Source organism: Streptomyces sp. NPDC037242, assembly GCF_055604165.1.
Genome location: NZ_JBVJUY010000031.1, coordinates 1 through 26,998, shown reverse-complemented (window position 1 = coordinate 26,998; position 26,998 = coordinate 1). Strand labels below are relative to the sequence as shown.

Sequence of the window (26,998 nt, the reverse complement as noted above, 5' to 3'; positions counted from 1 at the left end):
TAATTACGCCCCCGCCTTGGCGGTGGCCAGGTCCGTGGGGGCCTGGTCAGCGGTGTCGTCGTGGTACTCGAGCTGCGCGCGCTTGTTGGCGATGAGGCCTTCGGGGCGGAAGCGCATGAGCAGGATGAGGGCGATGCCGAAGGCGAGGAGTTGGTAGTCCTGGAGGAAGGCCAGCTTCGCCGGGATGAGGAAGAGGAGTGCGGCGCCGAGGATGGGGCCGCGGATGGTGCCCATGCCGCCGAGGATGACGGCGGCGAGGAGGAACGCGGAGTTCGGCGGGACGGGCCCGGCGAAGACGTAGTTCTCGGGGACGACCGTGCTGTTGACGTGTGCTTGGACGGTGCCGGCGAGGCCGGCGAGGGTGGCGCCGAGGGCGAAGGCGATGAGCTTGACCTTGAAGCCGTTGATGCCCATGGCTTCGGCGGCGGTCTCGTCTTCGCGGATGGCGACCCAGGCGCGGCCGATGCGGCTGTTGCCGGCCCTGGAGAAGACCAGGACGACGAAGGCCATGACGAGCAGCATCAGGAAGTAGTAGTTGGCGTAGGCGCCGAGGGTGATGCCGCCGACGTCGTGGGACTCCCCGAAGTTCCACCCGAAGATTTCGAGGTGGGGGATGTTGGGGATGCCGTTGGGGCCGTTGGTGATGTCGGGGCCGGAGTCGCCGTCGAGGTTGCCCATGGCGATGCGGAAGATTTCTCCGAAGCCGAGGGTGACGATGGCGAGGTAGTCGCCGCGCAGGCGCAGGGTGGGTGCGCCGATGACCACGCCGAAGATGAGCGAGGCGAGGGCGCCGACGATCATCGCTGCCCAGAAGGGGAGGCGGATGTCGAAGGCGGAGGCGGTGCTTCCGGAGACGAGGGCGGCGGTGTAGGCGCCGACGCCGAGGAAGGCGACGTATCCGAGGTCGAGGAGGCCGGCGAGGCCGACGACGACGTTGAGGCCGAGGGCGACGGTCGCGAAGATCAGGATGTTGACCGCGATGAGCGTGTAGGTGTCGCCGCTCTGCTGGATGAAGGGGAAGGCGATCGCGGCGGCCGCGGTCCCGATGAGGGTGACCTGGCGGTTGTTCGCGGTGATGGTGCTGAAGCGGTCGAGGAGACCGGACTTGAGCAGGGCGAAGGCCGCGAAGCCGACGGTGAGCAGGTAGGTGACGAAGAGCTGCGGTTCCTTGTCATCGGTGTCGATGCCGAAGGTGATGACGTAGAGGCCGAGGGCGAAGACGCCGGTGATGATGAGGATCTCGGCCCAGGAGGGCAGCTTCTTGGCGGGGGCCGCCTTGTGGCTGTCGTCGGGGAGCTTGTACGCGGCGAGGGCCGCGATGAGCGAGCCGGCGAGGGCGACGTAGGCGCCGGGCTCCAGGTGGACCACGCCGTCGAGGACGACGGCGATGGCGATGACCGTGAACCAGGTGGCGGCGAGGGTGCCGAGCGCGAGGATCCAGACGGGCTTGCGGGCGCCGGTGGGGGTGAGCCAGCGGAAGCCCTTGATGCCGAGTGCGGAGAGCGCGTGGGCGGCGGTCAGGAGGCCGGCCAGCAGGCTGAGGGCCTGGATGGGCGCGGGGCTGCCGTAGTAGGTCAGGTCGCCGGGGAAGGCGGGGGTCCATGTCCAGGCGAGGAACGCGCTGACGATGGTGATGAGGCTGCCGCCGATGACCGCGTAGAGGAGTGCGGCGGGGGCGGGGCCCTGCTTGGCGGGGGCGGTCTGCGGGGTGGTGTTGGTGGTCATGGTTCTCACGCCCGATCCGCGACGCGCTCGCCGAGCAGGCCTTGTGGCCGCACGAGGAGGACGACGATGAGGAGTACGAAGGCCCAGACGTTGGACCAGGCTCCACCGCCGAGCTGCTGCATGCCGGGGATCTCTTCGATGTAGGCGATCGAGAGGGCCTCGGCGAGGCCGAGGACGACGCCGCCGACCATGGCGCCGTAGATGTTTCCGATGCCGCCGAGGACGGCTGCGGTGAAGGCCTTGAGGCCGAGGATGAAGCCCATTTCGAAGTTGATCTGGCCCTTGTCGACGCCGTAGGCGACGGCGGCGACGGCGGCGAACGCGGCACCGATGGCGAAGGCCATGACGATGATGCGGTCGGTGTTGATGCCCATCAGCTTCGCGGTGTCGGGGTCCTGTGCGGTGGCCTGCATGGCGCGGCCGCTGCGGCTCTTCGAGACGAAGACGCCGAGGGCGAGCATGCAGAGCGGGGCGAGGACGAGGACGAAGGCGTCGGCGCGCTGGATGGCGAGGCTGTCGGTGATCTTGAAGGCTTCGCCCTTGAACTCGGGGAAGCTGACGGCCTTCTTGGCGTCCGGGTAGAACTGCCAGACGAGTTGCTGGAGCGCGATCGAGAGGCCGATTGCGGTGATGAGGGGGGCGAGCCGGGGTGCGCTGCGCAGCGGGCGGTAGGCGAAGCGTTCGGCTGCGGTGGCTACGGCGACGGAGGCGAGTGCGCCTCCGACGATCATGACGGGGATCGCGATCAGCAGGGAGGTGCCGGTCGGGAGGGCGGTGTAGGCGGTGAGCGCGCCGAAGCCGCCGATCATGAAGATCTCGCCGTGGGCGAAGTTGATGAGCTGGACGATGCCGTAGACCATGGTGTACCCGATGGCGATGAGGCCATACAGGGCACCGAGGGCCAGGCCGTTGGCCAGCTGTTGCGGCAGTTCGTGCACCGCAGGGCCTCCGATGAGCGTGTCGGATAAGACTCCGCGCGAGGGCGCTGTTTGCGCCCTCGCGCGGTGTGGTTCAGGTGTTTCGGGTGCTACTGGGTACTACCGGGGTCCTACTGGTTGAAGGTGTCGCTCTTGACGTCGACCCACTTGCCGTTCTCGACCTTGTAGACGGTGAGCTGCTTGTTGGTGGTGTCGCCGTACTGGTCGAAGGCGACCTTGCCGGTCACGCCTTCGAAGGAAACCTTGCCGAGGGCCTCGACGACAGCGGCGCGGCCGCCGTCGGCGGGGAGCTTGCCACCGTTGGCGGCGACGACGGCCTTGACGGCCTGGATGACGGCCCAGCCGGCGTCGTAGGAGTAGCCGCCGTAGGCCGCGTACGGGTCCTTGTAGCCGCCGGCCTGGTAGTCCGTGATGAACTGCTTGGCGGTGGGCAGCTTCTCGACCGGGTAGCCGATGGAGGTGGAGAGGTCGCCCTCGTTGGCCTCACCGGAGGCGGTGATGAAGGCGGGGTCCTGGATGCCGTCGCCGCCCATGAGCGGGATCTTGGCGCCGGTCTTCTTGATCTGGTCGGCGAGGAGGCCGCCCTCGGGGTACTGGCCGCCGAAGTAGACGGAGTCGGCGCCGGAGGCCTTGACCTTGTCGGCGGTGGAGGAGAAGTCGGTCTCCTTCACGGTGACGTGGTCGGTGTCGACGACCTCGCCGCCGAGCTTCTTGAACTCGTCGGAGAAGATCGCGGCCAGGCCGGCGCCGTAGGTCTGCTTGTCGTCGACGACGAAGACCTTCTTCTTGCCGGCGTCCTTGTAGAGGTACTGGGCGGCGAACTTGCCCTGGACCACGTCGGTGGCGGCGGTGCGGAAGTAGGTCTTGAAGGGGCGCTTGTACTCGCCCTTGCCCCAGTTGTCGCCCTGGCTGAGCGAGGGGTTGGTGTTGGCGGGCGAGACCTGCGCCAGGTTGGCGGAGGCGAAGACGCCCTGCATCTGCTGGGCGACGCCGGAGTTCAGCGGGCCGACGACGCCGATGACGTCCTTGTTGCCGACGAGCTTGGTGGCGTTGGCCTGGCCGGAGGCCGGGACGGCCTGGTCGTCGAGGGCCTCGACCTTGAACTCGATGCCGGGGACCTCGTTGTTCTTGTTGGCCGTCTTGGCCGCGAGGTCGACCGAGTTCTTGATGCCCTGGCCGAGCGCGGAGAGCGAGCCGGTGAGGGGGGCGTCCACGCCGATGACGACGACGGTCTTGGCTCCGTCGGTCTTGTCCCCCGGCTTCGCCTCGTCGCGCGAACCGCAGGCGGTGAGGGTCAGTGCACCGGTGGTGATCACGGTGGTGAGGACGAGCAAAGAACGGTGTCGCACGATTCTTCCTTTCCCTGGCGCGGCACGCCTCAGGTGAGGTGCCGATAGTTCGCCGGGCCGCACTGGGAGGTCCACGGCCGTGCTGGGTCGCACCTTGCGGCGCGGTGACTGGCCGTGACTCTAGGCCCGAGGTGGTGAATGCGGGGAGCGGGGAAAGGAGGATGTGACGCTCTTGTTATGCCAAGGCCAAGAATGTGCGGTGGGAGTGCGGACAGATCGGGCTTTTAGCGACCTAGCGGGATTGACCACATGCTGAGAAATCCCCGTTCCTCTAAGGGGCTTGAGGCCCTCATGGTCCTGTCATTGATCGAAGTGGGCAAAATGTCGCAGGGCGTGTCCGAAAGAACCCGGCGGGTGGCATTCCACCTGGGAAAAAGCGGATTCGGCCCCGCGCCGACATTACTGAGGGTAATCTTTCCCCTTGATCCACCACGCCGTGGTGGATCTTGTTTTGTCGCGAAAGGGCCCACGACCTGCGGCTGGGCCGTACGCCGGCGGGTGCCCGGAACCCGGACACCGCGCATCCGATTCCGGTCACCCGGCTCACTGCGGCGGCCGCCAGTTCTCGGAGCTCCAGGTGGCGCCGTTCTGCTCGGCGCAGCGCTGCGCGACGAGCCGGTCGATCACCTCAAGTCCCTTGTCCTGTCCGTTGGTTCGCTCCTCGGCGCGGCCGGCGGCGACGGCTTCCTCGTGGATCGCGTACTGCTGGTTGGACAGGCCCTTCTGCTCCCAGTCCAGTCCGGACCACTTGGTGCTCTTGAGGGTCTCTTTCGCCCAGTACGAGACCAGGCTCGTGCAGATCTGTGCAGGTGAGGAGGGGGTGGGCGTGGAGGCCGAAGGGGCCGGGGAGGCGCGCGGGGCGGAGTTGGAGCATCCGGCCAGGGTGAGGGCGGCGAGGAGGGCGGCGGTGCCGTACCGGATCGCGGTGCGTGGCGTGGTCCCCATGGGGGGACGGTAGGCCGTCACCATCGGTGACACAACAGCCCTGGCGGAACGCGCGCGGACTGGCGGATTCCGGGCGGTTGGCGCGCGGTGCGGGGCCCGGGGGCGGCCCGGGGGCGGCCCGGGGGCCGCGGGAAACGGCGCAGGCCCGGCCCTGCCCCGTGGGGGCGGGTCCGGGCCTGCGGCGGGTGCGGCCGGGCCTGTCCGGGGCGGTGCGGGTCAGGCCCCGGCGGCGGCGTCGGCGTCGCGCAGCAGGCAGGTGAGGCGGGCCGTGCACAGGCGTCGGTCCTGCTCGTCGGTGATGACGACCTCGTAGGTGGCGGTCGAGCGGCCCCGGTGGACGGGGGTCGCGACGCCGGTGACGAGCCCGGAGCGGGCGCCCCGGTGGTGGGTGCAGTTCAGGTCCACGCCCACGGCGATCTTGGTGATGCCGCCGTGCATCATGGCGCCGACCGACCCGAGGGTTTCGGCCAGTACGGCGGAGGCCCCGCCGTGCAGCAGTCCGTAGGGCTGGGTGTTGCCCTTGACGGGCATGGTGGCCACGACCCGGTCGGCCGAGGCCTCCAGGATGCGGATTTCCATCCGCTCGCCGAGGGCGCCCGCCGAGAACAGCGCGGGCAGGTCGATGCCCATGGCCGTGTACTCGTCGAGTACCTCCTGCGGGAACTTCACAGCGTGCTCCTGACCCATGGGCCGGCTCCGTTCGTCAACGATCGTTAACCTGATTGTCCTGGAGTCGTTCTATCAGGCCGGTTCGAAGCGCACGACGACGGACTTGCTCGCCGGGGTATTGCTGGTGTCGGCGGTGGAGTCGAGGGGGACCAGCACGTTGGTCTCCGGGTAGTACGCGGCCGCGCAGCCGCGCGCCGTCGGGTAGTGCACGACACGGAAGCCGGGGGCGCGCCGCTCCACGCCGTCCTTCCACTCGCTGACGAGGTCGGTGTACGAGCCGTCGGCGAGCCCGAGCTCCGCCGCGTCCTCGGGGTTGACCATGACGACCCGGCGGCCGCCGGTGATCCCGCGGTAGCGGTCGTCGAGGCCGTAGATCGTGGTGTTGTACTGGTCGTGGCTGCGCAGGGTCTGCAGGAGCAGCCGGCCCTCGGGGATCCGGGGGTACTCCACGGGTGCGGCGGTGAAGTTCGCCTTGCCGGTCTTCGTGGGGAAGCGGCGCTCGTCGCGCGGGCCGTGCGGGAGCTGGAAGCCGCCGGGGCGGGCGACGCGGGCGTTGAAGTCCTCGAAGCCGGGGACGACGCGGGAGATCCGGTCGCGGATGGCCGCGTAGTCCCGCTCGAACTCCTCCCACGGGGTGGCGGAGGCGGCGCCGAGGACGGCGCGGGCCATGCGGGCCACGATCGCGGGCTCGGAGAGCAGGTGGGGGCTCGCGGGGGCGAGGTTGCCGCGGGAGGCGTGGACCATGCCCATGGAGTCCTCGACGGTGACGAACTGCTTGCCGGAGGCCTGGACGTCCTTGTCGGTGCGGCCCAGGGTGGGCAGGATCAGGGCGCGCCGGCCGGTGACCGCGTGCGAGCGGTTGAGCTTGGTGGAGACGTGCACGGTCAGGGAGGCACGCCGGATGGCGGCCTCGGTGACCTCGGTGTCGGGGGTGGCGCCGACGAAGTTGCCGCCCATGGCGAAGAGCACCTTGGCCTCGCCGTCGCGCAGGGCCTGGATGGAGCGGACGACGTCGAAGCCGTGCCCGCGCGGCGAGGTGATCTTGAACTCGCGGTCGAGGGCGTCGAGGAACGCGGGGGCGGGGCGCTCGAAGATGCCCATGGTGCGGTCGCCCTGGACGTTGGAGTGGCCGCGGACGGGGCAGACGCCGGCGCCGGGGCGGCCGATGTTGCCGCGCAGCAGCAGGAGGTTGACCACCTCGCGGATGGTGGCGACGGCGTGCTTGTGCTGGGTGAGGCCCATGGCCCAGCAGACGATGGTGCGCTTCGAGGCCAGGACCATGGCCAGGGCGCGCTCGATCTCGGGGCGGGTCAGGCCGGTCGCGGTGAGGGTGTCGGCCCAGTCGGCCTCCTTGGCGGCGGCCGCGAACTCCTCGTATCCGTGGGTGTGCTCGCGGATGAAGGCCTCGTCGGTGGCGCCGGCCTCCAGGACCAGCTTGTTGAGCAGGCGGAAGAGGGCCTGGTCGCCGCCGATGCGGATCTGCAGGAACAGGTCGTTGAGGGCGGTGCCCTTGAGCATGCCGAGGGGGGTCTGCGGGTTCTTGAACCGCTCCATGCCGGCCTCGGGCAGCGGGTTCACCGAGATGATCTTCGCGCCGGCGGACTTGGCCTGCTCCAGCGCGGAGAGCATGCGCGGGTGGTTGGTGCCCGGGTTCTGTCCGGCGACGATGATCAGGTCGGCCTGGTGGAGGTCTTCGAGGGAGACGCTGCCCTTGCCGATGCCGATCGTCTCCGTCAGGGCGGAGCCCGAGGACTCGTGGCACATGTTCGAGCAGTCGGGCAGGTTGTTGGTGCCGAACTCCCGGGCGAACAACTGGAAGAGGAACGCCGCTTCGTTGCTCGTACGGCCCGAGGTGTAGAAGAGGGCCTCGTCGGGGGAGCCGAGCGCGCGCAGCTCCTGAGCGATGACCTCGAAGGCCCGCTCCCAGCTCACCGCCTCGTAGCGGTCGGCGCCCTCGGGCAGGTACATGGGCTGCGTGATCCGGCCCTGCTGCCCCAGCCAGTACCCGGAGCGCGTGGCCAGGTCGGCGAGCGGGTGCGCGGCGAAGAACTCCGGGGTCACCCGGCGCAGCGTGGCCTCCTCGGCGACGGCCTTGGCGCCGTTCTCGCAGAACTCGGCGGTGTGCCGCTTGTCGCCCTCGGGCCAGGCACAGCCCGGACAGTCGAAGCCGTCCTTCTGGTTGACCTTGAGGAGGGTCCGCGTGGCGCGGACCAGGCCCATCTGCTCCTGCGCGATCTTCAACGTGTGCCCGATGGCGGGCAGGCCGGCCGCCGCGTGCTTGGGGGGCGCGACCTGCGGCGCGTCCTGTACGGGATCACCTGCGGGCGGCTTGGCGGCCATGTCGCTCCCCTTCGGGCTTCGCAGCTGCGGTGCTGCGCTCATTCGCGTTCACGTCCGATCCTGTCACGCTCCTCGGACATCGCCGACGCCGGAATTGTCAGCGGTGCCGCCTAGGATCGGGGGCGTGGCAGATTCAGCATCGAAGAAGACCGACCAGACGACCGCAGCGGACCGCCCCCGCCTGATGCTCATGGACGGGCACTCCCTGGCGTACCGGGCGTTCTTCGCGCTGCCCGCGGAGAACTTCACGACCGCGACCGGCCAGCCGACCAACGCCATCTACGGCTTCGCGTCGATGCTGGCGAACACGCTGCGCGACGAGGCGCCCACGCACTTCGCGGTGGCGTTCGACGTGTCCCGCAAGACGTGGCGCTCGACCGAGTTCCCGGAGTACAAGGCGAACCGCTCCAAGACCCCCGACGAGTTCAAGGGGCAGGTCGAGCTGATCGGTGAGCTCCTGGACGCGATGCACGTGCCGCGTTTCGCGGTCGACGGCTTCGAGGCCGACGACGTGATCGCGACGCTGGCGACGCAGGCGGAGGCGCTCGGCTTCGACGTGCTGATCGTCACCGGCGACCGCGACTCCTTCCAGCTCGTCTCCGAGCACACCACCGTGCTCTACCCGACCAAGGGCGTCTCCGAGCTGACCCGCTTCACCCCGGAGAAGGTCGAGGAGAAGTACGGCCTCACCCCCCAGCAGTACCCGGACTTCGCGGCGCTGCGCGGCGACCCGTCCGACAACCTCCCCGGCATCCCCGGCGTCGGCGAGAAGACCGCCGCCAAGTGGATCACCCAGTTCGGGTCGTTCGCGGAGCTCGTCGAGCGGGCCGAGGAGGTCAAGGGCAAGGCCGGGCAGAACTTCCGGGACCACCTGGAGGCCGTGAAGCTCAACCGCGTGCTGACCGAGATGGTCAAGGACGTCGAGCTGCCCAAGACCCCGGCGGACCTGGCCCGCGCCCCGTACGACCGCTCCGCCGTCACCGGCGTGCTGGACGTGCTGGAGATCCGCAACGCCTCGCTGCGCGAGCGGCTGCTGGCCGTGGACCCGGGCGCCTCCGAGGAGGCGGCGCCGGCTCCGGCGGCGGCCGCCGTCGAGCTCGACGGGTCCGTGCTGGGCGCCGGCGAGCTGGCGCCGTGGCTCGCGGCCCACGCGGGCGCCCCGCTGGGCATCTCCACCGTCGACAGCTGGGCGCTGGGCCAGGGCAATGTCAGCGAGATCGCGCTGGCCTCCGCTGCCGGGCCGGCCGCCTGGTTCGAGCCCTCCGCGCTGGACGAGGCCGACGACCGGGCCTTCGCGGCCTGGGCCGCCGACCCGGCGAAGCCGAAGGTGGCCCACAACGCCAAGGGCCTGATGCGGGTCTTCCCCGAGCACGGCTGGTCCCTCGACGGCGTCACCATGGACACGGCGCTCGCCGCCTACCTCGTCAAGCCGGGCCGCCGCTCCTTCGACCTGGACGTCCTGTCCATGGAATACCTGCACCGGGAGCTGGCGCCCGCCGCCGCCGACGGCCAGCTCGCCTTCGGCGCCGACGACACGGCCGAGGCGGAGGCCCTGATGGCGCAGGCCCGCGCGGTCCTGGACCTCGGCGACGCCTTCGCGGTCAAGCTGCCCGAGGTCGGCGCCGCCGAGCTGCTGCACGACATGGAGCTGCCGACCTCCGAACTGCTGGCCAGGCTGGAGCGGGCCGGCATCGCCGTCGACCGCGACCACCTGGAAGGCATGGAGCAGCAGTTCGCGGGCGCCGTGCAGCAGGCGGTCAAGGAAGCGCACGCGGCCGTCGGCCACGAGTTCAACCTCGGCTCGCCCAAGCAGCTCCAGGAGGTGTTCTTCGGCGAGCTGGACCTGCCGAAGACGAAGAAGACCAAGACCGGCTACACCACGGACGCGGACGCACTGGCCTGGCTGGCCACGCAGACCGACCACGAACTGCCGGTGATCATGCTCCGGCACCGTGAGCAGGCCAAGCTGCGCGTCACCGTCGAGGGCCTGGTCAAGACGATCGCCGCCGACGGCCGGGTGCACACCAGCTTCAGCCAGACCGTCGCCGCGACCGGGCGCCTGTCCTCCACCGACCCCAACCTGCAGAACGTGCCGGTGCGCACCGACGAGGGCCGCGCCATCCGCCGCGGGTTCGTCGTCGGCGAGGGCTTCGAGTCCCTCATGACCGCCGACTACAGCCAGATCGAGCTGCGCGTCATGGCCCACCTCTCCGAGGACGAGGGCCTGATCGAGGCCTTCCTGTCCGGTGAGGACCTGCACACCACCGTCGCCTCCCAGGTGTTCGGGGTCGAGCGGTCCGCGGTCGATGCGGAGATGCGCCGCAAGATCAAGGCGATGTCCTACGGTCTGGCGTACGGGCTGTCCGCCTTCGGCCTCGCCCAGCAGCTGAACATCGAGCCCGCCGAGGCGCGCGGCCTGATGGACACCTTCTTCGAGCGGTTCGGCGGGGTCCGGGACTACCTGGGCCGCGTCGTGGAGGAAGCCCGGGCCACCGGCTACACGGCGACGGTCTTCGGCCGCCGCCGGTACCTGCCCGACCTCAACAGCGACAACCGCCAGCGCCGCGAGGCCGCCGAGCGGATGGCGCTGAACGCCCCGATCCAGGGCACCGCCGCCGACATCGTCAAGGTCGCGATGCTGCGCGTCGACAAGGCGATCGCGCAGGCCGGGCTGAAGTCGCGGATGCTGCTCCAGGTCCACGACGAAATCGTGCTGGAGATCGCCCCCGGCGAGCGCAAGAAGGTGGAGGAGCTGGTGCGCCGCGAAATGGGCGCCGCCGTCGAGCTCCGGGCCCCGCTGGACGTCTCGGTCGGCGTCGGCCCCGACTGGGAGTCCGCCGCGCACTGATCCCCGTAGGCACGGCTCACGCAGCGCCCGTTCCCGCTACGAGGTGGGGACGGGCGTTCGCGCGTCGTCGTCGGTACGGCGGCGGTCGTGCCGGTGGCGCAGCCGTACGAGGAACCCGTACAGCAGCAGTGCCACGCACAGGCCGCCGCCCGCGCCGAAGCAGACCGTCGGGACGAGGTCGAGCGGGGTGTCGACCCGGTCGAAGAACGTGTAGAAGCGGACCACCCGCATCGTGACCCCGGTCCCCACGCACACGACGGCCAGCGCCAGCGCACCCCACAGCTCGGCCCGGCTGAGCACGGGGACGGCCCCGGGGGCGTCCGTGGCGGGCCGGCGGCTCAGCGCGGTCGCGGTGAACCACAGCAGGACACCGGCGGCCAGGGCGGAACTGCCGTACTGGAGATAGGTGTAGAGGGGGAAGCCCCCGTAGTACGCGGACAGTTCGGGCACCGCGTTCGTCCCGTACCGGTCCAGGTGCGTGAAGCTGTCCCACACCACGTGGGTGAGGGAGCCCACGACCGCGGAAAGGTAGAACCAGAGCGCCAGCGAGGGCAGTTGCCGCTCGCGCCGCCAGTCCTCGCCGCGTACGAAGCCGTACACCCTGCCCCGCCAGGACCTCGGCAGCAGCGCGGTCAGCGGTTCGCGCAGCAGCAGCCAGAAGGCCACGAGGGCCGCGGTCAGCAGCGCGTCGGCGGTGACGATGCCGACGGGGGAGTGCGTGAACTCCCCGTAGTGCATGACGCCCGAGACCACCGCGTCCAGGAAGTAGAAGGAGTCCGGCGCGAAGGAGCCCATGACCAGGGCCGAGGCCACCAGCGCCCCGCGGCCGCGGCCGGTGCGCCGGATCCCGGGCAGCACGGCGGCCGCGTGGCTCAGTGTGAACGGCATGGTCGGTCTCCTCGCTCTGCGTGCGGGCCCAGTATGCGTGACCTGCGCAGGACGTGCGGAAGTGGTGAATTCCGCGGCGCGGTCGGTGTGGTGCGCAGGGAGCTGACGTAGGGTCACGCGGACGTCGAGGGGGAGGGGCCCGACCCATGTCGGCTCGTACAACGGCACGGATACCTGGACGGATCGGACGCGGGTTGCGCAAGGGCGGGGCGGTCGCCCTGCTGTCGGCCCTGGTGGTCGCGGCGGCGGGCGCCTCGCAGGGGCCCGGCGGCGGACGCGGGGAACGGCTGTCGGCGGCCGGCGAGGGCGGCGCGCGGTCCGGGCCGACCGTCGTGCCGACCCCGCCCGGGGGGTCCGGGGCGTCCGGAGGGTCCGGAGGGGACTCCTCCTACTTCGCCGCGCTTCCGCCGCTGGCCAGTCCCGAGCCGCCGCCGCAGCAGTCGGCACAGGCCGCCGCCGAGGCCGCCACCGGTCCGGCGGCGGGCAACGAGCCCGTGGCCATGGGCTCGCCGGAGGGAGCGCAGGGCATACCGGCGAGCGTCCTTGCGGCCTACCGCCGGGCCGAGCGGACGGTCGGGGCGAGCGACCCGGGATGCGGGCTGCGCTGGCAACTGCTCGCGGCGATCGGCCGGGTCGAGTCCGGGCAGGCCCGCGGCGGCCGGGTGGACGCCGCGGGCGCCACGCTGCGGCCGATCCTGGGACCCGTACTCGACGGGAACGGCTTCGCGAACATCGCGGACACCGACGGCGGCGCCTACGACGGCGACGCCAGGTACGACCGGGCGGTCGGGCCGATGCAGTTCATCCCGTCCACGTGGGCGGCCTGGGGCCAGGACGGGAACGGCGACGGCCGGCGCGACCCGAACAACGTGCACGACGCGGCGCTCGCCGCCGGCCGGTACCTCTGCGCGGGCAGCCGCGACCTGCGGGTGGACGCGGACCTGGACCGGGCCGTGCTGTCGTACAACCGGTCCGGCCCGTACCTGAGGACGGTGCGGGCCTGGTTCACGTACTACCTGAAGGGGACGTACGAGGTCCCGGACGGCGGCGGCACGGGCGCCCCGGCGGCGGCGCCCGCGAAGCCGGCCCCCACCCCGGAGCCGACGCCGACGCCGACCCCGGCCCCTTCGCCCGAGCCGACGCCGACTCCCACGCCGACTCCCACGCCGACGCCGACGCCGACGCCGACGCCGACGCCGACGCCGACGCCGAGCCCGACCCCCGAGCCGACCCCGACCGCCACGCCCAGCCCGACCGCCACGCCCAGCCCGACTGCGACCCCCACGCCCAGCCCGACCGCGACCCCCACGCCCAGCCCGACCCCCACACCCACCGCCGAGCCCACCCCCTCGGGCTCGGCCTCGGCGGGCATCCGGCCCTCCACCTCCGCCTCCCCGTCCCCGGCCGCGGAAACCCCGTAGTCAAACGGTTCTCATCTCACCCGCGCGTTGCTACGGTGCCTCCTCCCTGACACCCCATCAGATATCGGAGGCCCCGGCATGCGCGCACTCGTCGCCGCCGCCATCGGGCTGGCCGCCGCGCTGGCCCTCGTCTTCGCCATCACGGCGTTCGGGGTGCCGGAAGGCAAGACCTCCCCCAAGCCACTGCTCACCACCGCGCCCGCCGCGCCCGGAAAGTAGAGGAGGCCCGGCCATGCGACGCAGAGCGAGCCTCGTCCTGCTTGCCGCAGCCGTGTTCTGCGCAGCCCTCGCACCGCTGCTGCGCTGGTACGCGTACCCGCGACTGGCGAAGATCCCGCCGAGCCAGTACCAGGAGATGGTCCTGGAGGCCAAGGACGCGACCCTCCTCGACTACACCGCCGGCATGGAGCCGAAGAAGGTCGACAAGGTCACCATCGTCCAGACGCTCAAGGGCAACGTCGAGGCGTCGAAGGAGATCGAGGCCAGCGCCGGCAAGGACGTCGTCGTCTGGGACACGCTGTCCCACATCATGGGGCCCGACGGGAAGATGGTCTCCCAGATACCCGAGCGCTACATCTTCGACGCCCACACCCAGGACCCGGTGCACGCCACCGGCGAAATGGTGGACGGGGACCCGGTCAAGCGCGAGGGCATCGAGTTCAAGTGGCCGTTCTTCACCGAGCCGCGCGACTACCTCTACTTCGACGCGCAGACCCGCACCTCCCTGCCCATCCACTTCGTGGGGCCGCGCGACTTCAAGGACATGGAGGTCTACTACTTCGAGCAGACCGTCCCCTGGACCAAGGTCTCGCTGCCCAAGAAGATGCCGATCGAGGGCATCGACGCGAAGACCTTCGAGCAGAGCACCGGCACCAGCCTCTGGTACACGGTCAAGGCGATGTTCTGGGTCGACCCGGTGACGGGGGCGCCCGTCAACGCCGAGCAGGTCATCCATCAGGAGATGCGCGGCGGAATCGCCGCCGGGGGACCCGACGGCAAGCTCACCGTCTTCGCCGGGCACGTGAAGATGCGCGAGGACTACGCCGAATACACCCTCGACCTGGTCAGGTCGAACCGTACGAAGGTCCTCGCGCTGCACACCTACGCGCCGATCGGCCTCGCCGCCGGCGGGCTCGTGCTCCTCGGCCTCGCGCTGTGGCTGGAAGCGCGCGGCCGCCGGCCCGCCCCCGGCGAGGGCGGGCCGGCGCTCAGCGCCTGAGCCTGGCGTTGGTGTGCCGGGTGGGCTCGGCGGTCGCCGGGTCCTCCGGCCACGGGTGCTTGGGGTAGCGGCCGCGCAGCTCGGCCCGCACCGCGCGGTAGCCGCCCTGCCAGAAGGAGGCGAGGTCCGCGGTGACGGCAGCGGGCCGCCCGGCGGGCGACAGCAGGTGCACGAGTACGGGCACCCCCGCCACCCGCGGGGTCTCGGCCAGCCCGAACAGCTCCTGCAGCTTCACCGCGAGCACCGGCTGGTCGGCGGTGTAGTCCACCCTGATCCGGGAGCCGCTGGGCACCTCCAGCCGCTCCGGAGCCAGCTCGTCGAGGCGGGCGGCCTCGCCGGTGGCCCAGGGCAGCAGCCGGTTCAGGGCCTGCCCGGCATCGATCCGCCCGAGGTCGCCGCGGCGCCGGGCCCGCGACAGCTCGGGCTCCAGCCAGTCGTCCGCGCGCTCCACCAGCGCCCGGTCGTCCTGTACGTCGGGCCACGCGCCGCCCAGCGTGCGGTGCAGGAACCCCAGCCGGGCCCGCAGCGCCTGCGCATCGGGGGACCAGCGCAGCAGGCCGAGCCCCTCCGCGAGCAGGCCGTCGAGCAGGGCGGCCCGGACCATCGCCGGGTCGGGGTCGCGCAGCGGGCGCACGGCGAGCTCGACGGCCCCCAGGCGCTCCACGGAGCGGGCGACGAGGTCCCCGTCCTCCCAGTGCACCTCTTCGCCCCGGCTCCGCAGGTGGGCGGCTGCCGCCAGGGCGGTGTCCTCGTCGATGGCGCAGGCCAGCCGGATCCTCGCGGAGGCGGAGTGCGGGGGCCTGTCGGCCACGGCCACGGCCAGCCACGGCGCGCGGCGCAGCGGCGACCCCTCGGGGAGTTCGGCCGCGGTCCCGGAGGCCATGAGGAAGGCCGTCTCGCTCTTGGCCCTGGCCACCCGCTCCGGGAACGCGAGCGCGGCGACGAGCCCGGCGGCGAGGTCATCGGCAATCTCAGCCCCGCCGGCGTTCGAGGCGCTGGGGTCCGGGGCGGTGGCCGCGCGTTCCAGGCGGCGGGCTTCCGCGCGCCAGCGCGGGGCGTAGCCGTCGCCGCCGCGGCGGGCCGCGCGCCAGGCCGCGGCCAGGTCGTCGCCGTACTCCCGCGGCGGCTCCTCGCTCAGCAGGGCCACCACCTCGGCCGCCCGGCGCGCGCCCAGCGCTTCGGCGCCGTCCAGCAGCGCACGCGCCAGCCGCGGGTGCAGCCCGAGCCGGGCCATGCGCAGGCCGCGCGGGGTGGGCCGGCCGGACGGGTCGACCGCGCCGACGGCCACCAGCACCTCCCGGGCGGCGGCCATCGCCCCGGCCGGCGGCGGGTCGAGCAGCGCCAGCCCGGCCGCGTCCGGGTCGCCCCAGCAGGCGGCCTGGAGCGCGAACTGGGCCAGGTCGGCCATGCGGATCTCCGGGGAGGGGAAGGCGGGCAGCCGCTGGTCCTCGGCCTCGCTCCAGCAGCGGTACACCGCCCCCGGCGCCTCGCGCCCGGCGCGCCCGGCCCGCTGGCGTCCGGCCGCGCGGGACGCCCGTACGGTCGCGAGCGCACCGAGCCCCCGGCCGTGGTCGATCCGGGGTTCGCGCGCCAGCCCCGAGTCCACGACGACCCGTACGCCCGGCACGGTCAGGCTCGACTCCGCGACGGCCGTCGCCAGGATCACCCGCCGGTGCGGGGCCGCGGCCAGCGCGGCGTCCTGCACGGCGGCCGGAGCCCGGCCGTGCACCTGGAGCACCTCCGCGTCCGTCCCGCCCAGCTGCCCGGCGACGCGGGCGATCTCGCCCACCCCGGGCAGGAAGCACAGGACGTCGCCGGAACGTTCCGCCAGCGCCCGCCGCACCACCGACGCCACGTGCGCCAGCTGCGCCGGATCCACCCGCATGCCGTGCGGGGGCCGCACCGGCCGGGCCGGCGGAGCCCAGACGGTCTCCACCGGGTACGAGACCCCCGCGGCCTCCACCACCGGCGCGCCGCCCAGGACCCGCGCCCATCCGGCGGCGTCGGTCGTCGCCGAAGCGGCCACCAGGCGCAGCTCCGGGCGCAGGGTCTCCCGTACGTCCAGCAGGAAGGCGGCCACCGTGTCGGCGTCGAGGTGCCGCTCGTGGCACTCGTCCAGGACCACCACGTCCACGCCGGCGAGCTCCTGGTCGCGCTGGAGCCGCTGCAGCAGGACACCGGTGGTGACCACCTCCACGACCGTGCCGGGGCCCGCCACCCGCTCCCCGCGCACGGTGAAGCCCACCGAGGCGCCGACCTGCTCGCCCAGCAGCCAGGCCATCCGCCGCGCCGCGGCCCGGGCGGCGATCCGCCGGGGCTCGGCGACGACGACCCGGCGGCGCGGCCCGCCGCCCACCAGCCCCGCCAGCACCAGCGGCACCAGTGTGGTCTTGCCGGTGCCGGGCGGTGCGCACAGCACCGCGGTGCCGTGCCCGTCCAGTGCCGTGACCAGCGCGGGCACGGCTTCCCGTACGGGGAGGGCGTCGAGGGCGGCCTGTCGGATCAAGGGCTCAGTCCCTCTCGCAGACGAAGATCGCGGTGCCGGGGATCAGGTTGCCGCGCAGCGGGGACCAGCCGCCCCACTCCTGGCTGTTCCACTCGGGCCATTCCGGCTCGACCAGGTCGAGCAGGCGGAAACCGCCGGCCACCACGTCGCGGACCCGGTCGCCGAGGGTGCGGTGGTGCTCGACGTAGACCGCGCGGCCCTGCTCGTCCTGCTCCACGTACGGGGTGCGGTCGAAGTAGGAAGCGGCGACGGACAGCCCCTCGGGACCGGGCTCGTCGGGGAAGGCCCAGCGGATGGGGTGGGTGACGGAGAAGACCCAGCGGCCGCCGGGACGCAGCACGCGGTGCACCTCGCGCATGACGTTGACCGGGTCGGAGACGAAGGGGACGGCGCCGTACGCGGAGCAGGCGAGGTCGAAGGAGCCGTCGCGGAAGGGCAGCCGGCCGGCGTCGGCCTCGACCAGCCGGGCCCTCGGCACATCGCTGCCGCCGATGCGCAGGGCGTGCTGGAGCTGGCGGTGGGAGAGGTCCAGGGCCACGGGGCGGGCGCCCCGGGCCGCCAGCCAGCGCGAGCACTGGGCGGCGCCGGCGCCGATTTCCAGGACGTCCTTGTCCTTGAGCGAGGCGGCGGGGCCGAGGAGGGCCGCGTCCTCCTCGTCCAGGCCCTCGGGGCCCCACACGAAGCGGTCGTCGCCGAGGAAGGCGCCGTGCTCGCTCTGGTACTCGTCGGCGTTGCGGTCCCACCAGCCCCGGCTGGCGCGGCTGCTCTCCGCTTCCCCCGCGTCACGCCGCGTGGCCTCGGCGTCGTCCGCGGCGGCACCTGCGGCTTCGTACGCGTCTTCGGGGGCGTAGTCCTCTTGGTTCATGGGGCCCGTCGTCGTAGTCTGCGAATGTCTGGCGAAAGTCTGCGGAAGTGGGCTGGAGGGGCCATCAAGGCTTCCCCGCCCACGAATTGTGCCGGGTATGCGGAGATCCGCCCGGGGTGTGCGCCTTCGCGCATTGACCCTGTCCGGCTGCCCCCGTATGCTACAAGTTGCGCTGCGAGCCTGTGCTCCTCAGACCTAGCAGGCTGCGCTTGCATCTGTTGATGTCCCCTCGGTTTTCGAGGCCCCTCTGCGTTGCGCGGATGGGGGCCTCCTTGGCTGTCCGGTCTTCGGTGGATGCCGATAAGGGCTCCCGGCGTAGCAGTACCTACGACTTTCTGTCCGTAACCGGAGCCCTTTCCCACATGACGAGCAGCACCGAGACCACCGCCACCACCCCGCAGGTTGCGGTCAACGACATCGGCGACGCGGACGCGTTCCTCGCGGCGATCGACGAGACGATCAAGTACTTCAACGATGGCGACATCGTCGACGGCGTCATCGTCAAGGTTGACCGGGACGAGGTTCTCCTCGACATCGGTTACAAGACCGAAGGCGTCATCCCCAGCCGCGAGCTCTCGATCAAGCACGACGTCGACCCGAACGAGGTCGTCAAGGTCGGCGACGAGATCGAGGCCCTGGTTCTCCAGAAGGAGGACAAGGAAGGCCGCCTGATCCTCTCGAAGAAGCGCGCTCAGTACGAGCGTGCCTGGGGCACCATCGAGAAGATCAAGGAAGAGGACGGCATCGTCACCGGTACCGTCATCGAGGTCGTCAAGGGTGGTCTCATCCTCGACATCGGCCTCCGTGGCTTCCTGCCGGCCTCTCTCGTCGAGATGCGTCGCGTCCGCGACCTCCAGCCCTACGTGGGCAAGGAGCTCGAGGCGAAGATCATCGAGCTGGACAAGAACCGCAACAACGTGGTCCTGTCCCGCCGCGCCTGGCTCGAGCAGACCCAGTCCGAGGTTCGCCAGACGTTCCTCACCACCCTGCAGAAGGGTCAGGTCCGCTCCGGCGTCGTTTCCTCGATCGTCAACTTCGGTGCCTTCGTGGACCTGGGTGGCGTCGACGGTCTCGTCCACGTCTCCGAGCTGTCCTGGAAGCACATCGACCACCCGTCCGAGGTTGTCGAGGTCGGCCAGGAGGTCACCGTCGAGGTTCTCGACGTTGACATGGACCGCGAGCGCGTCTCCCTGTCGCTGAAGGCGACGCAGGAGGACCCGTGGCAGCAGTTCGCCCGGACCCACCAGATCGGTCAGGTCGTCCCGGGTAAGGTCACCAAGCTGGTTCCGTTCGGTGCGTTCGTCCGCGTGGACGAGGGCATCGAGGGTCTGGTCCACATCTCCGAGCTGGCCGAGCGCCACGTGGAGATCCCGGAGCAGGTCGTCCAGGTCAACGACGAGATCTTCGTCAAGGTCATCGACATCGACCTCGAGCGTCGCCGGATCTCGCTGTCGCTGAAGCAGGCCAACGAGTCCTTCGGTGCCGACCCGGCGTCGGTCGAGTTCGACCCGACCCTGTACGGCATGGCCGCGTCCTACGACGACCAGGGCAACTACATCTACCCCGAGGGCTTCGACCCCGAGACCAACGACTGGCTCGAGGGCTTCGACAAGCAGCGCGAGGCCTGGGAGACCCAGTACGCCGAGGCGCAGCAGCGCTTCGAGCAGCACCAGGCGCAGGTCATCAAGAGCCGCGAGGCCGACGAGGCCGCTGCCGCCGAGGGTGCTGCCGCCCCGGCCGCCGGTGGCAACGCCGGTGCGGGCATCTCGGGTGGTTCGTACTCCTCGGAGTCGGACGAGACCTCCGGCGCCCTGGCGTCGGACGAGGCCCTGGCTGCGCTCCGCGAGAAGCTGGCCGGCGGCCAGAGCTGATCGCAGCGCGCATCACACTCCGGTGTGAGCCGAGCTGAGCTGAGTTGAACGGTAAGGCCCGTCCCCTTCGGGGGGCGGGCTTTACCGCGTTCTCCGGGCCGCCGGCCGCGCTGTCGGGGGCCGCTCCCGTCATCGCGTTCCGGTGAAAGCCGCCAACTGGGGAATGGTGGCGCCGTCTTGGACGTTCTTCGCAGAGAACGCGGCGAGGAGGAGTGGTGACGGTGCTTGATCCACAGGGTTTGTACGAATGGGACGCCAAGGGCCTGGCGGTGGCCGACCTGGCGCTGGCCCAGGACTCGGCCGGTCTGGTCATGCTCTACCACTTCGAGGGGTACATCGACGCAGGTGAGGCCGGGGAGCAGATCGTCGAGCGGCTGCTCGACACGCTGCCCCACCAGGTCGTGGCCCGTTTCGACGCGGACCGGCTCGTGGACTACCGGGCCCGGCGCCCGCTGCTGACCTTCCAGCGCGACCACTGGACCGAGTTCGAGGAGCCCCTCCTGGAGGTGCGCCTCGTACAGGACGCCACCGGAGCGCCCTTCCTGCTGCTGTCCGGCCCCGAGCCGGACGTGGAGTGGGAGCGCTTCGCCGTCGCCGTCCGGCAGATCGTCGAGCGCCTCGGCGTCCGGCTCTCGGTCAACTTCCACGGCATCCCGATGGGCGTCCCGCACACCCGGCCCGTCGGGATCACCCCGCACGGCAACCGGACCGACCTCATGCCGGGCCACCGCAGCCCCTTCGACGAGGCGCAGGTCCCGGGCAGTGCGGAGTCGCTGGTCGAGTTCCGCCTCGGCCAGGCCGGGCACGACGTGCTGGGCGTCGCCGCGCACGTACCGCACTACGTGGCCCGCTCGCCGTACCCGGACGCGGCGCTGACCGTGCTGGAGGCGATCACCGCGGCGACCGGGCTGGTCCTGCCGGCCGTGGCGCACGCGCTGCGGACCGAGGCGCACCGGACCCAGACGGAGATCGACCGGCAGATCCGCGAGGGCGACGAGGAGCTCGTCAGCCTGGTGCAGGGGCTGGAGCACCAGTACGACGCCGCGGCCGGTGCCGAGACCCGGGGCAACATGATCGCGGAGCCCGCGGAGATTCCCTCGGCGGATGAGATCGGCCGCGAGTTCGAGCGGTTCCTGGCGGAGCGCGAGGGCGAGGGCTGAGCGTTCCCCGTCGGGTGCTGTGAACCCTTCTGTTGATAGCACTAGGCTGCGGGCCATGCTGAAAGTGGGCCTGACAGGCGGAATCGGTGCCGGCAAGAGCGAGGTCTCGCGGCTGCTGGCCGGGTACGGAGCGGTGGTCGTGGACGCCGACCGCATCGCGCGGGAGGTCGTGGAGCCGGGCACGCCCGGGCTGGCGGCGGTCGTGGAGGCCTTCGGCGAGTCCGTGCTGACCCCGGAGGGGACGCTGGACCGGCCGAAGCTGGGATCCGTGGTCTTCACCGACCCGGCGAAGCTCCAGACCCTCAACGCGATCGTGCACCCGCTGGTCGGGGCCCGCTCCGCCGAGCTGGAGGCGGCCGCCGGGGCCGGGGCGATCGTGGTGCACGACGTACCGCTGCTCGCCGAGAACGGGCTGGCGCCGCTCTACGACCTCGTGGTCGTGGTGGACGCGGCCCCCGAGACCCAGCTGGCACGGCTCACGGCCCTGCGCGGCATGGCCGAGGAGGAGGCGCGGGCCCGGATGGCCGCGCAGGCCACGCGGGAGCAGCGACTGGCAGTGGCCACGGTCGTGATCGACAACGACGGGCCGCTGGCGGCGCTGGAACCCCAGGTGCGCAAGGTGTGGGCGGAGCTCACGGAGCGTGCGCGTGCCCAGGGGGCCGCCGGGGGCTGACGTGCACATGGAATAGCGGGCCGGGTGAGGGGCGTTGAACGCGCCTGTAGAGGGAAGGAACAGACCGTGTCCGACACCACGCCCCCGCCGCAAGGCCGGCCGTCCGGCTCCGCGAGCCCCGAGACGCACGTCATCGACTTCCGGGCCGCCGAGCAGCTGCTCGCCGCCCGCGACCCGCGGGGCGCGGTGAAACTGCTCGACTCGGTCATAGCCGCGCATCCCGAGAACACGGCGGCCCGGCTGCTGCGGGCCCGCGCCTTCTTCGCCGCGGCCCAACTGCGGCCGGCGGCGCTGGAGTTCGAGCTCGTACTGGAGCGGGAGCCGGACAACGCGTTCGCCCACTTCGCACTGGCCCGTACCCATGAGCGCTCGGGGCGGCCCGACCAGGCGCGCAGGCACTTCCGGCTGGCGGCCGCCCTGGACCCCCAGCCGGAGTACCTGGCCGCGGCCCGCTTCGAGGACTGACGGCCCGGCCGACTGACCGCCCACCGCGGCACTAGGGGGTGTCTGACGGATGTCCGTGGCGTCGCGACGCCCGGCACCCCCTAGCCGCGGCGCGGAGGCTCGTACGGGGGGATGTCGCGGCCGGGCTGGTAGTGCGGGCCCTGGTGGATGTGGCGGAGTACGACGGCCAGGTCCGCGGCCGCCAGCAGCGCGAGCGCCCCGCAGGCGGCGGCCCATCCGGGCCGGCCGACCAGCGAGAACGCGGCCGCCCCGGCGGCAGCCCAGATCAGCCCCCACAGGCTCAGCCAGAACCGCAGCCGCAGCGGACTGCGGGCGGTCACCGGCTCGTTTCCCGAACGCATGGACATCGCCTCGCCTCGGCTCGCCTCATGTCCATGGTCCCACCGGCGTGCGGGCTACGGGTTGAGCTTGTTCACGGCCGTGGTGGTCGTCTTCTTGAACGCGGGGACGGGGGCGTCGGCGAGGTTGCCCATCTGGCCCCACTGCACGACGGTCACGGTGGAGCCGTCGCGTCCGATTCCGTACAGGTGGACACCGGGCTCGGATTCCGGGATCGAGGTGTGCACCCCGTAGACGTGCGCGCCCTCCTCGACGGGGAGCCTGCCGTAGTCCTGCCAGGAGGCGGTGCCGCCCGGGGTCGTGCGCAGCCAGTCGGCGGCGCAGCCCGCGACCTTGCGCTCCAGCGCGGTGGCCAGCTTGGCGGCGGCCGCGGGGGAGGCGGCGCGCACCGAGATCTGGACGGCGCCGGTGTCGTACTCGGTGCCGAAGGCGCGGTGCCAGCTGCCCTGCGCCGGCAGTACGCCGTCCAGGCAGAACGGGGCGGACTCGGGCAGGCCCTGGGTGACCTTGCCCGGGTACCAGGGCGAGGTGGGGTGCGGCGGCAGATCCGTTCCGTTGATGAACCCGGGGGCGCTCGCGGCCGTGGCGGCCGCCCCGGAGGTGAGCAGGAGGGCGGCGGCCGCCGCGAGGGCGGCGAAGGCCGTGGTGGTGGTGGCGGTGGTGGTGCGTCGGAACATGGTCGGTACTCCCCGTTGGTGTCGGTGCGGTCGGTGCATTCGGTGCATTCGGTGCACATGAAGAGCCTTCCCGGGTCCGGGGTGTCGGACCGCGGATTGCGGCGGATTCGGGACACTGGAACGGCCGTACGTGCTGTCACCTGGGGGAACACCCCCTGCATGGGACGCAATCACGGGACGGGGGAACGCCGTGGGCGAGGCGGAGCGGTCGACGGAGACGCAGGGGTTCGCGCGGCAGATGCGGGAGCTGAAGGAACGGGCGGGGCTGAGTTACGGGACGCTCGCGCGCCGGCTGCACACGAGTACGTCGACCCTGCACCGCTACTGCAGCGGGGAGGCGGTGCCGACGGAGTTCGCGGCCGTGGACCGCTTCGCCCGGGCCTGCGGTGCCTCGCCGGAGGAGGCGGTGGAGCTGCACCGGGCGTGGCTGCTCGCGGACGCGCGGCGGCGGGCCCTGGCGCGGGCGCTGCCGCCGGTGGCGGTGGCGGAGGCGGAGGTGGAGCCGGTCGCCGGACCCGCCGCGCCGGGCCGGGAGCCGGCGCCCCGGCGGCCCTGGTACCGGCGGCGCGAGGCCGTGGTCGCCGCGGCGGGGCTGACGGCGGGCGCCGTAGCGGTGGCGGTACTGGCCGCGGCCGGGCCGGGGCGCCACACCGCGACGGCCGGGCCGGGGGCGAGCCCGACGGCGTCCGCGCAGCCCGGGGGGCCGGCGGCGGGTGCGACGGGGCCGGGGACGGGCACCGCGCCGGGGACCGCGCCGCCGGGCGCGACGGCATCGGCGTCGAACCCGGGGGCGGAACCTGGCGCGGGTCCGGGTCCGGGTCCGGGTCCGGGTCCGGGTCCGGGTCCGGGTCCGGGGGCGTCCGCGCCGCCGGCGTCCTCGGCGCCCGCGGCGGTACCGCTCCGGGTGGCTGTACGTACGCACGTGTGGACCGCGGGCTGCGACCACGCCTACCTCTCCGCACAGGACCCCCGGGCCGTCCCCGCGCCGCCCGTGGAGGCGGACGCACCGGCCTGGGCGGCAGCGCGCGCGGCCGTGCACGCCGGGACGCAGATCGTGGAGGTGACCCTGCACGGCACGGGCGCCGGCAGCGTGGTCCTCCAGGACCTGGAGGTGCGGGTCGCCGCGCGCAGGACCCCGCCGGCCTGGAACGTCTACCAGATGTCGCAGGGCTGCGGCGGGGGCCTCACCCCGGCCGGTTTCGCCGTCAACCTCGACGCGCCGCGCCCGCTGGCCAGGCCCGTCGCCGGAAACGACGCCGGGGACCCGGTCCCGGCCCCTGCCTTCCCGCTGCGGGTCTCGGCGGCGGAGCCGGTGGTGCTGCGGGTGGAGGCCGTCACGACGGGCTGCGACTGCGACTGGTCCCTCGACCTGCGCTGGAGCGGACCGGCAGGCTCCGGCACCCTGCGCATCGACGACGGGGGCCGTCCGCTGCGCACGAGCGCCGCGACGAACCGTCCCGTCTACGGCTACGCGACGGAACAGGGCCGCTGGGCCCGCTGACCGGTCGGAGCGCGAGGGTGCCGGCCCCGGTGTTTTCGCAGGTGGGCGGCGCTGTCAGTGGCCGCGCCTAAACTCGGGGCGGAGGGGATCCGTATCAACCGGGGGAGGGGGAGAGACCATGACAGCCCAACCGCGAGCGTCCGCACAAGCGCTCGCGCAGCCGTCCGAGCAGGCGCTGCTGCGGCACGCCGCCGTGTTCCTCCCCGCCGCCGTGCCCCGCGAGGGGCGCGTCGCCTTCTGGGCTCCCGACGACGATCCGCTTCCCGCCGCCGGGACACCGGCACCGCTGACCGTCGTACGCCCGCACGGCTCCGGCGGCGGCGTCCGCAGCCGGACCGTCCCCGCCGTCACCCTGACCGTGACCGCCGCCCTGCCGCTGCTCGTCCGGGCCGCGCGCAGCGCCGCCGCGCACCCCGCCACCCGTGCCTGGGGCACCACCGCGATCCAGGCGCTCTCCCTCGTCGCACGCGGCCGGCTCCTTCCCGGGCTGACCCCCGACGGCATCGACGCCTGGCGGGCCGGGCCGCTCGACGCCCAGGACGTGGGCCACCTCCGGGCGGTCGCCGCCGCGCTTCCGTACGAGGGGTACGCCACCCCGCTCGCCGGCCGCCGCCCGCTCCAGCTGCCCGAACCGGAGGCGCTGGTCCGGGCGTTCCTCGACGCCGTCGCCGACAGCCTGCCCCGTACCCCGGCGGCGCCCTTCGCGGCCGGGCTGCCGTTCGCCGCGCAGGAGCCGCAGCGCGTCCCCGGGATACAGGACTGGGCCGCGCAGGTGGCCGCCGGAGCCGACACCGGGGTCGGGATCTCGCTGCGGCTCGACCTCTCCGCCCTGCGCCTCTTCGACGAGGCGGAGGACGAGGACACCCACCGGGCCGGCGCGGCCGTCGTCCAGGTGCACAGCCTCGCCGACCCGACGCTGGTCACGGACGCCGGTCAGCTGTGGGCGGGGGCGGCCGCCGCCGGGTTCGGGCCGCGTGCCCGGATCGACGCCGTGCTCGCGCTGCGCCGGGCCGCGCGCGTCTGGCCGCCGCTGCTGCGCCTGCTGGACCAGCCCGTTCCCGATGTTCTGGCCCTGTCGGACCCGGAGCTGGAGGACCTGCTGGGCGCGGCCGTGCCCCGGCTGGCCGCGGCCGGGGTGCTGGTCCACTGGCCGCGCGAGCTGGCCCGTACGCTCTCGGCGACCGCCGTCGTACGGTCCACCGCACCCGGTTCCGCCACCGACGGCACCGCCTTCTTCGACGCCGAGCAGCTCTTCGCCTTCTCCTGGGAGCTGGCGCTGGGCGGCGACCGCCTCACCCCGGGGGAGATGGACGCGCTCGCGCAGGCCCACCGCCCCGTGGTGCGGCTGCGTGACCAGTGGGTGCGGGTCGATCCGGAGCTGGTGCGCAAGGCGCGCAAGCGGGAGCTGGGCCTCCTGGACCCGGTGGACGCGCTGGCCGCCGTACTGACCGGGACGGCCGAGGTCGAGGGCGAGCCGGTGGAGGCGGTTGCGGTGGGGGCGCTGGCCGCCCTTCGCGAGCGGCTGACGGGGGAGCTGGCACCGCTGCCGCAGCCGGCCGGCCTGAAGGCCACCCTGCGCGACTACCAGGCGCGGGGTCTGGCCTGGCTGGACCTGATGACCTCGCTCGGCCTCGGCGGCTGCCTCGCCGATGACATGGGCCTGGGCAAGACGGTCACGCTGATCGCGCTCCACCTGCATCGGGACCGCCCCGAGCCGACCCTCGTCGTGTGCCCGGCGTCCCTGCTGGGGAACTGGCAGCGGGAGATCGAGCGGTTCGCGCCCGGCACGCCCGTGCGCCGGTTCCACGGCGCGGGCCGCAGCCTGGAGGGCCTGGCGGGGGGCTTCGTCCTCACCACGTACGGGACCATGCGGGCGGCGGCCGCCCGGCTCGCGGAGCAGAGCTGGGGCATGGTCGTGGCGGATGAGGCCCAGCACGTGAAGAACCCGTACTCGGCGACCGCCAAGGCGCTGCGCACCATCCCCGCGCCGGCCAGGGTGGCGCTGACGGGTACCCCGGTGGAGAACAACCTCTCCGAGCTGTGGGCCCTCCTCGACTGGACCACGCCGGGGCTGCTCGGACCGCTCACCGCGTTCCGGGCCCGCCACGCCCGCCCGGTGGAGCACCAGCAGGAGGAGGACGGGGGCAATGAGGCGGCGGTCGCCCGGCTGTCCGCGCTGGTACGGCCGTTCCTGCTGCGGCGCAAGAAGTCCGACCCGGGGATCGCGCCCGAGCTGCCGCCGAAGACCGAGACCGACCACCCCGTCTCCCTCACCCGGGAGCAGGCCTCGCTCTACCAGGCCGCGGTGGACGAGGCGATGGCCGTGATCGAGGCGAGCGAGGGCATCGAGCGACGCGGCATGATCATGAAGCTGCTGGCATCGCTCAAGCAGATCTGCAACCACCCGGCGCAGTACTTGAAGGAGCACGGCCCGAAGGAGGACGTGACGCAGGGGCCGTCCCGGATCGCGCACCGCTCGGGCAAGCTCGCGCTGCTGGACGAGTTGCTCGACACGATCCTGGCCGAGGGCGGTTCGGTGCTGGTCTTCACCCAGTACGTGACGATGGCCCGGATCCTGGAGAAGCACCTCACCGCGCGC

At 72.5% G+C, this 26,998-nt stretch carries 21 protein-coding genes; 10 read left to right on the top strand and 11 right to left on the bottom strand.

All coding sequences use genetic code 11. From position 1 onward, the window contains the following. Nucleotides 1-3: 3 nt before the first annotated feature. The 6 genes from ACZ7GJ_RS29645 to ACZ7GJ_RS29620 all read right to left on the bottom strand — a co-directional run bounded on the left by ACZ7GJ_RS29645 (nt 4) and on the right by ACZ7GJ_RS29620 (nt 7,966). Entirely contained in the window at nt 4-1,725 is a 1,722-nt protein-coding gene (locus tag ACZ7GJ_RS29645; RefSeq protein ID WP_470756041.1) for a branched-chain amino acid ABC transporter permease, read from the bottom strand. A 5-nt stretch (nt 1,726-1,730) separates the two neighbouring features. Beyond that, entirely contained in the window at nt 1,731-2,663 is a 933-nt protein-coding gene (locus ACZ7GJ_RS29640; protein ID WP_470755981.1) for a branched-chain amino acid ABC transporter permease, read from the bottom strand. A gap of 110 nt (nt 2,664-2,773) precedes the next feature. Continuing rightward, the gene (locus ACZ7GJ_RS29635) at nt 2,774-4,012 is read right to left on the bottom strand and encodes a branched-chain amino acid ABC transporter substrate-binding protein (RefSeq protein WP_470755980.1); all 1,239 of its coding nucleotides are present in this window, start codon (nt 4,010-4,012) and stop codon (nt 2,774-2,776) included. A gap of 543 nt (nt 4,013-4,555) precedes the next feature. Next, a complete protein-coding gene (locus ACZ7GJ_RS29630) occupies nt 4,556-4,957 on the bottom strand; it encodes a hypothetical protein (protein ID WP_470755979.1) in 402 nt (133 codons plus the stop codon). 216 nt (nt 4,958-5,173) lie between these two features. Further along, complete coding sequence (locus tag ACZ7GJ_RS29625) at nt 5,174-5,644, bottom strand: PaaI family thioesterase (RefSeq protein WP_470755978.1); 471 nt, start codon at nt 5,642-5,644, stop codon at nt 5,174-5,176. Nucleotides 5,645-5,698: 54 nt separating this feature from the next. After that, nucleotides 5,699-7,966: an FdhF/YdeP family oxidoreductase gene (locus ACZ7GJ_RS29620; RefSeq protein WP_470755977.1), complete on the bottom strand. Its 2,268-nt coding sequence runs from the start codon at nt 7,964-7,966 to the stop codon at nt 5,699-5,701. Between the two features lie 124 nt (nt 7,967-8,090). Here ACZ7GJ_RS29620 and polA point away from each other — a divergent pair, with 124 nt between their 5' ends. Beyond that, entirely contained in the window at nt 8,091-10,814 is a 2,724-nt protein-coding gene (gene polA / locus ACZ7GJ_RS29615) for a DNA polymerase I (RefSeq protein WP_470755976.1), read from the top strand. Between the two features lie 36 nt (nt 10,815-10,850). Here the strand turns inward: polA and ACZ7GJ_RS29610 are convergent, their stop codons facing one another. Further along, nucleotides 10,851-11,702: a DUF4184 family protein gene (locus ACZ7GJ_RS29610; protein WP_470755975.1), complete on the bottom strand. Its 852-nt coding sequence runs from the start codon at nt 11,700-11,702 to the stop codon at nt 10,851-10,853. 146 nt (nt 11,703-11,848) lie between these two features. On the opposite strand from ACZ7GJ_RS29610, the gene ACZ7GJ_RS29605 reads away from it, so the two are divergent. From ACZ7GJ_RS29605 to pgfA, 3 genes are all read left to right on the top strand, one after another. Continuing rightward, the gene (locus ACZ7GJ_RS29605) at nt 11,849-13,123 is read left to right on the top strand and encodes a lytic transglycosylase domain-containing protein (RefSeq protein WP_470755974.1); all 1,275 of its coding nucleotides are present in this window, start codon (nt 11,849-11,851) and stop codon (nt 13,121-13,123) included. A gap of 78 nt (nt 13,124-13,201) precedes the next feature. Next, the gene (locus ACZ7GJ_RS29600) at nt 13,202-13,342 is read left to right on the top strand and encodes an SPW_0924 family protein (protein WP_365923716.1); all 141 of its coding nucleotides are present in this window, start codon (nt 13,202-13,204) and stop codon (nt 13,340-13,342) included. Between the two features lie 13 nt (nt 13,343-13,355). Continuing rightward, nucleotides 13,356-14,342, top strand: a complete 987-nt coding sequence (pgfA, locus tag ACZ7GJ_RS29595; RefSeq protein WP_470755973.1) for a cell envelope lipid trafficking protein PgfA — start codon at nt 13,356-13,358, stop codon at nt 14,340-14,342. Here pgfA and hrpB read toward each other — a convergent pair. Both hrpB and ACZ7GJ_RS29585 read right to left on the bottom strand, forming a co-directional pair. Then, nucleotides 14,332-16,848: an ATP-dependent helicase HrpB gene (gene hrpB, locus ACZ7GJ_RS29590; RefSeq protein ID WP_470755972.1), complete on the bottom strand. Its 2,517-nt coding sequence runs from the start codon at nt 16,846-16,848 to the stop codon at nt 14,332-14,334. The two genes, pgfA and hrpB, sit on opposite strands and share 11 nt — an antisense overlap. 4 nt (nt 16,849-16,852) lie before the next feature. Then, a complete protein-coding gene (locus ACZ7GJ_RS29585) occupies nt 16,853-17,713 on the bottom strand; it encodes a class I SAM-dependent methyltransferase (RefSeq protein ID WP_470755971.1) in 861 nt (286 codons plus the stop codon). Nucleotides 17,714-18,075: 362 nt separating this feature from the next. Here ACZ7GJ_RS29585 and rpsA point away from each other — a divergent pair, with 362 nt between their 5' ends. From rpsA to ACZ7GJ_RS29565, 4 genes are all read left to right on the top strand, one after another. Continuing rightward, complete coding sequence (gene rpsA, locus ACZ7GJ_RS29580; protein ID WP_033222162.1) at nt 18,076-19,584, top strand: 30S ribosomal protein S1; 1,509 nt, start codon at nt 18,076-18,078, stop codon at nt 19,582-19,584. 221 nt (nt 19,585-19,805) lie between these two features. Next, entirely contained in the window at nt 19,806-20,744 is a 939-nt protein-coding gene (locus ACZ7GJ_RS29575; protein ID WP_365923708.1) for a PAC2 family protein, read from the top strand. A gap of 55 nt (nt 20,745-20,799) precedes the next feature. Continuing rightward, a complete protein-coding gene (gene coaE / locus ACZ7GJ_RS29570) occupies nt 20,800-21,417 on the top strand; it encodes a dephospho-CoA kinase (RefSeq protein ID WP_470755970.1) in 618 nt (205 codons plus the stop codon). Nucleotides 21,418-21,483: 66 nt separating this feature from the next. Continuing rightward, nucleotides 21,484-21,882 carry a tetratricopeptide repeat protein gene (locus ACZ7GJ_RS29565; protein ID WP_470755969.1) on the top strand — a complete coding sequence of 133 codons (399 nt, stop codon included), beginning with the start codon at nt 21,484-21,486 and terminating at the stop codon, nt 21,880-21,882. Nucleotides 21,883-21,962: 80 nt separating this feature from the next. Here ACZ7GJ_RS29565 and ACZ7GJ_RS29560 read toward each other — a convergent pair whose 3' ends face one another. Next, nucleotides 21,963-22,223 carry a DUF6343 family protein gene (locus ACZ7GJ_RS29560; RefSeq protein ID WP_470755968.1) on the bottom strand — a complete coding sequence of 87 codons (261 nt, stop codon included), beginning with the start codon at nt 22,221-22,223 and terminating at the stop codon, nt 21,963-21,965. A 54-nt stretch (nt 22,224-22,277) separates the two neighbouring features. Continuing rightward, the gene (locus tag ACZ7GJ_RS29555; protein WP_470755967.1) at nt 22,278-22,898 is read right to left on the bottom strand and encodes a hypothetical protein; all 621 of its coding nucleotides are present in this window, start codon (nt 22,896-22,898) and stop codon (nt 22,278-22,280) included. A gap of 190 nt (nt 22,899-23,088) precedes the next feature. Here ACZ7GJ_RS29555 and ACZ7GJ_RS29550 point away from each other — a divergent pair, with 190 nt between their 5' ends. Both ACZ7GJ_RS29550 and ACZ7GJ_RS29545 read left to right on the top strand, forming a co-directional pair. Beyond that, nucleotides 23,089-24,399 carry a helix-turn-helix domain-containing protein gene (locus ACZ7GJ_RS29550; protein ID WP_470755966.1) on the top strand — a complete coding sequence of 437 codons (1,311 nt, stop codon included), beginning with the start codon at nt 23,089-23,091 and terminating at the stop codon, nt 24,397-24,399. A 118-nt stretch (nt 24,400-24,517) separates the two neighbouring features. Beyond that, nucleotides 24,518-26,998 (top strand): DEAD/DEAH box helicase (locus tag ACZ7GJ_RS29545; RefSeq protein ID WP_470755965.1); only part of this gene is annotated, 2,481 nt, incomplete at its 3' end.

Coding starts and splice junctions, on each gene's coding strand:
- ACZ7GJ_RS29645 (WP_470756041.1), bottom strand. CDS start 1,725: ATGACCACCAACACCACCCCGCAGACCGCCCCCGCCAAGCAGGGCCCC.
- ACZ7GJ_RS29630 (WP_470755979.1), bottom strand. CDS start 4,957: ATGGGGACCACGCCACGCACCGCGATCCGGTACGGCACCGCCGCCCTC.
- ACZ7GJ_RS29625 (WP_470755978.1), bottom strand. CDS start 5,644: ATGGGTCAGGAGCACGCTGTGAAGTTCCCGCAGGAGGTACTCGACGAG.
- ACZ7GJ_RS29620 (WP_470755977.1), bottom strand. CDS start 7,966: ATGGCCGCCAAGCCGCCCGCAGGTGATCCCGTACAGGACGCGCCGCAG.
- ACZ7GJ_RS29610 (WP_470755975.1), bottom strand. CDS start 11,702: ATGCCGTTCACACTGAGCCACGCGGCCGCCGTGCTGCCCGGGATCCGG.
- ACZ7GJ_RS29605 (WP_470755974.1), top strand. CDS start 11,849: ATGTCGGCTCGTACAACGGCACGGATACCTGGACGGATCGGACGCGGG.
- ACZ7GJ_RS29600 (WP_365923716.1), top strand. CDS start 13,202: ATGCGCGCACTCGTCGCCGCCGCCATCGGGCTGGCCGCCGCGCTGGCC.
- pgfA (WP_470755973.1), top strand. CDS start 13,356: ATGCGACGCAGAGCGAGCCTCGTCCTGCTTGCCGCAGCCGTGTTCTGC.
- ACZ7GJ_RS29585 (WP_470755971.1), bottom strand. CDS start 17,713: ATGAACCAAGAGGACTACGCCCCCGAAGACGCGTACGAAGCCGCAGGT.
- rpsA (WP_033222162.1), top strand. CDS start 18,076: ATGACGAGCAGCACCGAGACCACCGCCACCACCCCGCAGGTTGCGGTC.
- coaE (WP_470755970.1), top strand. CDS start 20,800: ATGCTGAAAGTGGGCCTGACAGGCGGAATCGGTGCCGGCAAGAGCGAG.
- ACZ7GJ_RS29560 (WP_470755968.1), bottom strand. CDS start 22,223: ATGCGTTCGGGAAACGAGCCGGTGACCGCCCGCAGTCCGCTGCGGCTG.
- ACZ7GJ_RS29555 (WP_470755967.1), bottom strand. CDS start 22,898: ATGTTCCGACGCACCACCACCGCCACCACCACCACGGCCTTCGCCGCC.